Genomic DNA, 6,837 nt, shown 5'->3' with positions numbered 1-6,837 from the left:
TTAGACCTTTAGCCAATTCGGCAGCCATACTTTTGATTGTTGCTTCATCCATGTGAAGTACCTTTTGTAATTATCCTCTGAAGGATAAATGAAAATTAAGTACTTACACAAAATTTAGAACAGTCCCTAACTATGAGCAGGTTTTATTTTTCCAGATAGTTGATAGTAATGGCCTAATTCAAGTTCTTGACTGCCCTTCAACACATCCTGATTATCATTTTTTAAATACAACAGCCAATTTACTGATTCTTTAGATAAGTTTAATACTTGTCCAGTTTGTTGAACTTTATTGTCTTTTTCTTCACTGAGTTGCTTTATATAAACAATAATATCGAGATTCTTTGAATCCGTTTCTCTTTGTTGTAAGCGTTCGATCAGTGCATTCTCGGCATATTGATACCCGACAATAAACAGACTTGTTGTACATAACAGGCAATAAATAGCCTTTAGAAGTGGTCGGCCAACGAATACTGAGCGTCTAAAAAGATAAAAAATAAAGGCAAGTAAAAGTAAAACCTTAGCTACTTCTCCATATTGCATGATTAAAGGTAAATGAATACCCATTAATGCAATACCGCAAATCCACCCCAATAGAATAATTTTAAACATTCAAAATCTTGTGATTATCATTTTAGGGGCAAAATTAAAGCCCAACTGAGTGGGCTTTAACAATGTGATTTAATGACAATTTTTTAAGAACCGCTTACCCACAAACCATCTTCCATATGTAAGATAGAATCTGCCGCCTGAGCCAATTGCTCATCATGGGTCACAATGAGCATTGCCATGTTTAGTTCTTTCTTAAGATCAGTAAGTAACTCAAAAATACCAACAGCTGTTTTACGGTCCAAATTACCCGTTGGTTCATCAGCTAGAACGACCGCAGGCTTAGTCACCAATGCTCGAGCAAGAGCCACACGTTGACGCTCACCACCAGAAAGTTCACCTGGTTTATGGTCCATACGATGAGATAGCCCAACTCGATCTAGCAAATACTCAGCTTGTGCCTTTACAGACTTAAATTGACTGTCTGCTCGAAGCATTAAAGGCATTGCTACATTTTCAAGTGCAGAAAACTCAGGTAATAAGTGGTGAAATTGATACACAAAACCAAGGTATTTATTGCGTTGGAAACCACGCTCTGCTTCACCCAAGTTATCAAAGCGCTGTCCATTTAGAAATACTTGCCCTTGAGTTGGTTGCTCTAAGCCACCAAGTGCATGCAACAAAGTACTTTTACCCGAACCACTTGCACCGACAATAGATACAAACTGCCCTGCTTCAACCTGTAAAGAAAGACCTTTAATGACTTCAACCTTAGATTTACCGTCATCAAAATGCTTATAAATCTCTTTTGCTTCTAAAACGATTTTACTCATAACGCAATGCCTCGGCAGGTTGAACTTTGGCTGCACGAAGTGCTGGATAAATAGTTGCCAAGAAACTTAAGAGTAAAGAAACAATTACGATAATCGTCACATCTTGCCATCTTAAGTAAGAAGGTAAGTAATGTACAAAATAGGCATCGAACAAATTAAGTCCAAGCACATTATTAAACCAAGAAATAATATCGCTAATTGTAAGTGCCAAAATTACACCTAAAACCGTGCCAGCAACTGTACCAATTACCCCAATCACTGTACCTTGCACCATAAAGATTTTAGTAATCATAGATGGTGACGCACCTAAAGTACGTAAAATTGCAATGTCCGATTTTTTGTCGGTAACCACCATAACCAAAGAAGAGACAATATTAAATGCCGCAACTACAATAATCAGTACAAGTAATAAACCAACTAATGTTTTTTCCATTTGAATGGCGTTAAACAAATTACCGTGTGTATAGGTCCAGTTCGTTGCATAGAAATTGCTTGGCAAGTTTTTCACAATATCGTCGGCAACTTGAGGAGCAGCAAAGATATCATCCATTTTTAAACGAACGCCTTGGGCACCATCAGGTAAACGCAATAAAGTCGATGCATCGTATAAAGCAATGTACCCGACCATTGAGTCCACTTCAGCACCTACGCTGAAAATACCAACCACTTTAAAGCGCTTAAAACGAGGCACTACACCTGCTGGAGATGGCGTTGCTTCAGGTAAAACCAGTGTCACGCTGTCATTTAGACGTAAACCAAGTGAATCGGCCATGTCTTTACCAAGCACAATACCGAACTCACCTTTTTTCAGTGAGTCTAGGCTACCAGCAACAATATGATCTTGAATAATAGATACATTCTTCTCATATTTTGGGTCAATACCCGTCACCATAATACCAGCCACTTGCCCTTGAGCAGTTAACATACCTTGCAATTGGGTAAAAGGTGCAACTCCAGTGACATGGGGATGTTTTTCAACTCGTTTAACCAGTTCAGGCCAATCCGCAAGAATTTGCGTCGATGAAACTGTCGCTTGCGGAACCATTCCCAAAACACGATTTTTCAATTCGCGGTCGAAACCGTTCATTACAGAAAGTACCGTGATCAGTACAGCAACACCAAGTGTCAAACCGATCATGGAAACTAATGCAATAAAAGAAATAAAATGATTACTGCGTCGTGCGCGAGTATATCTCAACCCTATATACAGTGAGATTGGTTTAAACATACCTTCTAAATCCAAGGTCATTGATGGAAAATAGAGAAATGCAAGTTACACTTCCTATTTGGCCATATCGTTAGATGCAGTATTAAGGTTTAAAAATCAGTAAGTTCTGACCTATCCTTAACAATCCTAATATTATATTGCTGCGCTATTTTCTACTACTTAAGATATGAGATCAATTTGATCATGCATTTAGCTACGAATTAGAACAATTTAATGAATAAGCTCAACAAATTACCCTCATCTTCTGCTATTTAGATTTAATATGTTGAGCAAAATTACGGTTTGCCTGAATGTCTTTATAGAAATAAAGGAATAGACCAAACAAGATAATAAATGCCCCCACAAAAACCATCATCGAAAGATGTTCATGATTTAAAACAGCACCAATCACCATAGCTAACATAGGTGTAATAACGGTGGTAAGCGATAAAGTGGTTGCCTTTATATTTTGTACAAGTTTGAAATAACAGAACATAGCCAAAAGTGAGGCCATAAGCACTGTATAAATTAAAGCAAATAGAGATTTAGCTTGCGGTAAATGGGTCGGTGCATATTGCCAAATAAATGGAATTAGGCAGCTCGCCAAAAGTGAAGATACCAAAATTGAGCCTGTTGCCTGAGCCATAGGTTGAATTTTGGCATTCACTTTTTTTACCCAAAAAATAGAAAATGAATAAACGAAAACACTAATCAACATTAAAACAATGCCAAATGGATGCACGTGCTGACCAGATCCATTTAAGCAAATGATTGCTAGGCCACAAACAGCAATCGCCATACCAAGCCACTGTAGTTTATAAAGATGCTGACCAAACCCGAAACGACCAATTAAACCAGCCATAATAGGTGCCAGACCGAACATGAGGGCAATCATGCCTGAACTTAAATACTGAGTTGCAGCATAAGTAAAAATTTGAGAGCCAATTAAACTAAAAGAACCTGCAAAATAACTATGGAGAGCTTGTTTATGAATCGGAAAAGCTGTTTTTAAGACTAATAACACGATAACCGAAAGAGGTAATGCTATATAAAAACGTAACAGCAGAGCCCACATAACATGTAAGTCAGACACGCTCCATACAATGGCTAAAGGCGTCGTTGCCCAAATAAATACAAGCAACACATACGTTGAAGCCAAGTTGGTTTGGGATGGCATAAGAGGCTCACTAAGCAGTTTTACGTTTTTGCTTTAAAATCGTTTGGTCGAGTGAACTCGAGAACTCACGCTTATCACGTTCTGAAATTGGAGGTGGGCCTCCTGTTTGTACACCAGCGCCGCGCAGCGTGTCCATAAAATCACGTAAGTGCAAACGAGCCTTAACATTTGCAGTGGTATAAATCTCACCCCGTGGATGAATCGCAATACCACCCTTTTCAATAACTTGAGCAGCAAGCGGAATATCCTGTGTAATGACAATGTCATTTTCAGACATGCGGTCTACAATTTCCTGATCGGCCTGATCGGCTCCACTTAAAACCTGTATTGATTTAATACGTACCGATGGGGTAATTCCGACATTTTGATTGGCTACAAAAATCACTTCTAACTGATAACGATCTGAAGCTCGTAAAATGACTTCACGCAAAATTTTAGGTAATGCATCTGCGTCTACCCACAGCTTGAATGGCAGCACGTTATTCTCTATTTCCACTAAAAATATAAGTCTAACAGATGCATTTGACTCGAGAATAGCGCTAAATATAAAACTTATTTTCTAAATTTAATTTTAACAATACCTTAACAATCGAGCATATTCACTCTTAAAAGCGAGTGATTTATCGATTGGAAGGATTTTTGATAACTAAATATGTGCTTTTACAAGAGAATTTACACATGTTGACTTGAAAAATAGCAATTACCCTCGATTTAATATAACAAGTGAGATAAACCCAACATCAATCGTACTTATGAAAAATCAAAACAGTCCAGAAGTTATTACGGTAAACGACCAAAATTTTGGTAGTCATGGCGAGCATTGGAATCTATTAACCTCCCATCCAGAGACAGATGTACCAAAATGGCTTGGACTGGCGCTTGATGCACCTGTAATGCCAATGGGCTTATGTCAGCATGAAGATGAGATGGATCAATCTTTCTGGCTGATTCAAGGTCCTCAAGGACAGAATGTCACCATTAACCAAATTATTGCGGTTGAAAATCAAAAACCGCGCGCACTAAAAACAGCATTTCCTAGTTTTGAAAGTCCTTATCAATATAATGCGCAAATTGAGCGCATCATTACTTGTGACTCAGCAACTCAGGCAGTATTAAGTTTAAGATTAAATAAAAATACGACTGTTTATGCATTTGATAATTTATTTAGTGTTAATCGTTGTCAATATGACAAAACCCAAACTTATCAAGTTCAATTTAATGCATGGGCTTATGAGTTAGAACCAGTCCCTGCTGGTGAAACCATTGTTGTAGATGACCCAGCATCTATTAAACACCACCGTGCGTTAAATGCAATTTTGACTGAACATAATGGAATTGCACCTGAAAACCTACAAGAGCTCATTAATGAATGGCAACCAAAAACTGAGGAAGATCATGAGCCTGTAACGGTCGATTTTTCTAAAATGGTTGCATATTTATATGGAGAAAATCTTGGTCAGGAAGATGAAGCTTGGTTTCAAGGTAATATTGTAGGTAAAACTTCAATGTCATTTATGGGAGCAGAATATACTCTTTATGATGTCACTTTAGTTTTAGAAGATGATCTTCCTGCCATATTAGTGCGCATTGCGACCCAAAATGATTTGTACAAAAACTTTAATATTGGTGAATATATTCGCGGTAATATCTGGATTCAGGCGAATATTTATGCTAAAAATAGTGAAACTAATTGAATTTCACTAATATTTTAAAAATTAGGCTATTGAATGAAGATTATACCTGAACAAACCACCAGCCTCATTCAAACTAGTAACCCACGTATAAGGGTCGATACTGGTGCGTTTTGCTTTTTTGTTTTAGGTATGTTCTTAGCCGCGATGATGATTCATCAATTTGGTTTCGCCCCTTTTTAATGAATAAATTGCACAATAAATAAAGCCCTCTTTCGAGGGCTTTATTTATTTGATTTACTTAACCATTACGTTTAGCAAAATCATCCATAAAGCGAATAAGTGCTTGAACGCCTTCTAATGGAACTGCGTTATAAATACTTGCACGCATACCGCCTACTGAGCGATGACCTGCCAAGTTCAACAAATGATTTTCTTCAGCTTCTTTCAAGAATTGCTTTTCTAAAGCCTCATCTGCCAAAGTGAATGGTACATTCATAATTGAACGGTTTGGAATAGCAATCGGGTTATTATAAAAATCACTTGAATCGATATAACCATAAAGTAACTGAGCTTTTTCAAGGTTAACTTTATGAATAGCATCTACCCCACCCTGCTCTAGCAACCATTCGAATACTAAACCAGACAAGTACCAAGCATAAGTCGATGGTGTATTTACCATAGAACCATTTTTCGCTTGATCACCATATTTTAAAATGCTTGGAATTTCTGGTTTAGCTTGGTCAAGTAAATCATCACGAACAATAACGATTGTTAAACCAGCAGGACCAATATTTTTTTGTGCACCAGCATAGATTAAACCGAACTTGGTCACATCTAATGGAGCAGATAAAATACTTGATGAATAGTCACAAACAAGTGGTGCTTTAACATCAGGAATACCTGCAAACTGTAAACCACCAATTGTTTCATTATCTGCATAGTGAACATAAGCAGCATTATCAGATAAGTTCCATTCGCTTTGATCAGAAATTGCGAACTTACCATCTACTTTAATGCCTGCTTCGACAGCATTAATATCGCCATAGCGTTTTGCTTCTTTTAACGCTTTTTCAGACCAAATTCCTGTATGGATATAATCTGCTTTGTTATTTTTACCAAGCAGATTTAAAGGAATTGCTGAAAATTGTAATGACGCACCGCCTTGTAAAAATAGCACTTTATAGTTTTCAGGAATATTCATAAGCTTACGCAAGTCAGCTTCAGCTTTTTCAGCCACAGCAACATAGTCAGCACTACGGTGACTCATTTCCATGATGGATAGACCTTTACCTTGCCAATCCAACAATTCTTGTTGAGCTTTTTCTAAAACGGCAGTAGGTAATGCAGCAGGACCAGCACAGAAATTGTACGCGCGCATGATTTTTCCCTTGTAAAGTGAAACACAATAAAAAAAGGCATTTAACCACAGATTGCTTAAGG

The 6,837-nt window shown here is 37.5% G+C and carries 7 protein-coding genes and 2 pseudogenes; 3 read left to right on the top strand and 6 right to left on the bottom strand.

Annotated elements, in window-relative coordinates; genetic code table 11:
- Positions 1-129 precede the first annotated feature (129 nt).
- The 3 genes and pseudogenes from MSG95_RS15815 to MSG95_RS15805 form a co-directional block, all read right to left on the bottom strand.
- A pseudogene (locus MSG95_RS15815) lies at positions 130-609 on the bottom strand (DNA internalization-related competence protein ComEC/Rec2); the annotation flags it as partial.
- 83 nt (positions 610-692) lie between these two features.
- Positions 693-1,379, bottom strand: a complete 687-nt coding sequence (gene lolD / locus MSG95_RS15810; RefSeq protein WP_004699850.1) for a lipoprotein-releasing ABC transporter ATP-binding protein LolD — start codon at positions 1,377-1,379, stop codon at positions 693-695.
- On the bottom strand, positions 1,372-2,607 hold the full coding sequence (locus tag MSG95_RS15805) for a lipoprotein-releasing ABC transporter permease subunit (RefSeq protein WP_004699848.1): 1,236 nt from the start codon (positions 2,605-2,607) through the stop codon (positions 1,372-1,374). Before MSG95_RS15805 ends, lolD begins: the two co-directional genes overlap by 8 nt.
- Before the next feature lie 137 nt (positions 2,608-2,744).
- Between MSG95_RS15805 and MSG95_RS15800 the strand changes: the two are divergent.
- Positions 2,745-2,825, top strand: a pseudogene (locus tag MSG95_RS15800) (PilZ domain-containing protein); the annotation flags it as partial.
- Between the two features lie 29 nt (positions 2,826-2,854).
- On the opposite strand, the gene MSG95_RS15795 reads toward MSG95_RS15800, so the two are convergent.
- Positions 2,855-3,763: a DMT family transporter gene (locus tag MSG95_RS15795; RefSeq protein WP_004699846.1), complete on the bottom strand. Its 909-nt coding sequence runs from the start codon at positions 3,761-3,763 to the stop codon at positions 2,855-2,857.
- A gap of 10 nt (positions 3,764-3,773) precedes the next feature.
- Complete coding sequence (locus MSG95_RS15790) at positions 3,774-4,259, bottom strand: YaiI/YqxD family protein (protein WP_077163168.1); 486 nt, start codon at positions 4,257-4,259, stop codon at positions 3,774-3,776.
- Between the two features lie 256 nt (positions 4,260-4,515).
- On the opposite strand from MSG95_RS15790, the gene MSG95_RS15785 reads away from it, so the two are divergent.
- Positions 4,516-5,457 (top strand): hypothetical protein, encoded by a 942-nt coding sequence (locus MSG95_RS15785; protein ID WP_004699843.1) that lies wholly within the window; start codon positions 4,516-4,518, stop codon positions 5,455-5,457.
- A 33-nt stretch (positions 5,458-5,490) separates the two neighbouring features.
- Positions 5,491-5,637: a hypothetical protein gene (locus MSG95_RS15780; protein WP_004699840.1), complete on the top strand. Its 147-nt coding sequence runs from the start codon at positions 5,491-5,493 to the stop codon at positions 5,635-5,637.
- Between the two features lie 58 nt (positions 5,638-5,695).
- Here MSG95_RS15780 and serC read toward each other — a convergent pair whose 3' ends face one another.
- A complete protein-coding gene (gene serC, locus MSG95_RS15775; RefSeq protein ID WP_004699837.1) occupies positions 5,696-6,775 on the bottom strand; it encodes a 3-phosphoserine/phosphohydroxythreonine transaminase in 1,080 nt (359 codons plus the stop codon).
- Positions 6,776-6,837: the final 62 nt, after the last annotated feature.

Source organism: Acinetobacter sp. IK23, from assembly GCF_035615275.1.
GTDB classification, from domain to species: Bacteria; Pseudomonadota; Gammaproteobacteria; order Pseudomonadales; family Moraxellaceae; genus Acinetobacter; species Acinetobacter seifertii.
This window is presented reverse-complemented; position numbering and strand designations above follow the sequence as displayed.

What these genes read in the sequence shown, in the direction of transcription:
- lolD (WP_004699850.1), bottom strand. Translation starts at nt 1,379, where the DNA reads ATGAGTAAAATCGTTTTAGAAGCAAAAGAGATTTATAAGCATTTTGAT.
- MSG95_RS15805 (WP_004699848.1), bottom strand. Translation starts at nt 2,607, where the DNA reads ATGTTTAAACCAATCTCACTGTATATAGGGTTGAGATATACTCGCGCA.
- MSG95_RS15795 (WP_004699846.1), bottom strand. Translation starts at nt 3,763, where the DNA reads ATGCCATCCCAAACCAACTTGGCTTCAACGTATGTGTTGCTTGTATTT.
- MSG95_RS15785 (WP_004699843.1), top strand. Translation starts at nt 4,516, where the DNA reads ATGAAAAATCAAAACAGTCCAGAAGTTATTACGGTAAACGACCAAAAT.
- MSG95_RS15780 (WP_004699840.1), top strand. Translation starts at nt 5,491, where the DNA reads ATGAAGATTATACCTGAACAAACCACCAGCCTCATTCAAACTAGTAAC.
- serC (WP_004699837.1), bottom strand. Translation starts at nt 6,775, where the DNA reads ATGCGCGCGTACAATTTCTGTGCTGGTCCTGCTGCATTACCTACTGCC.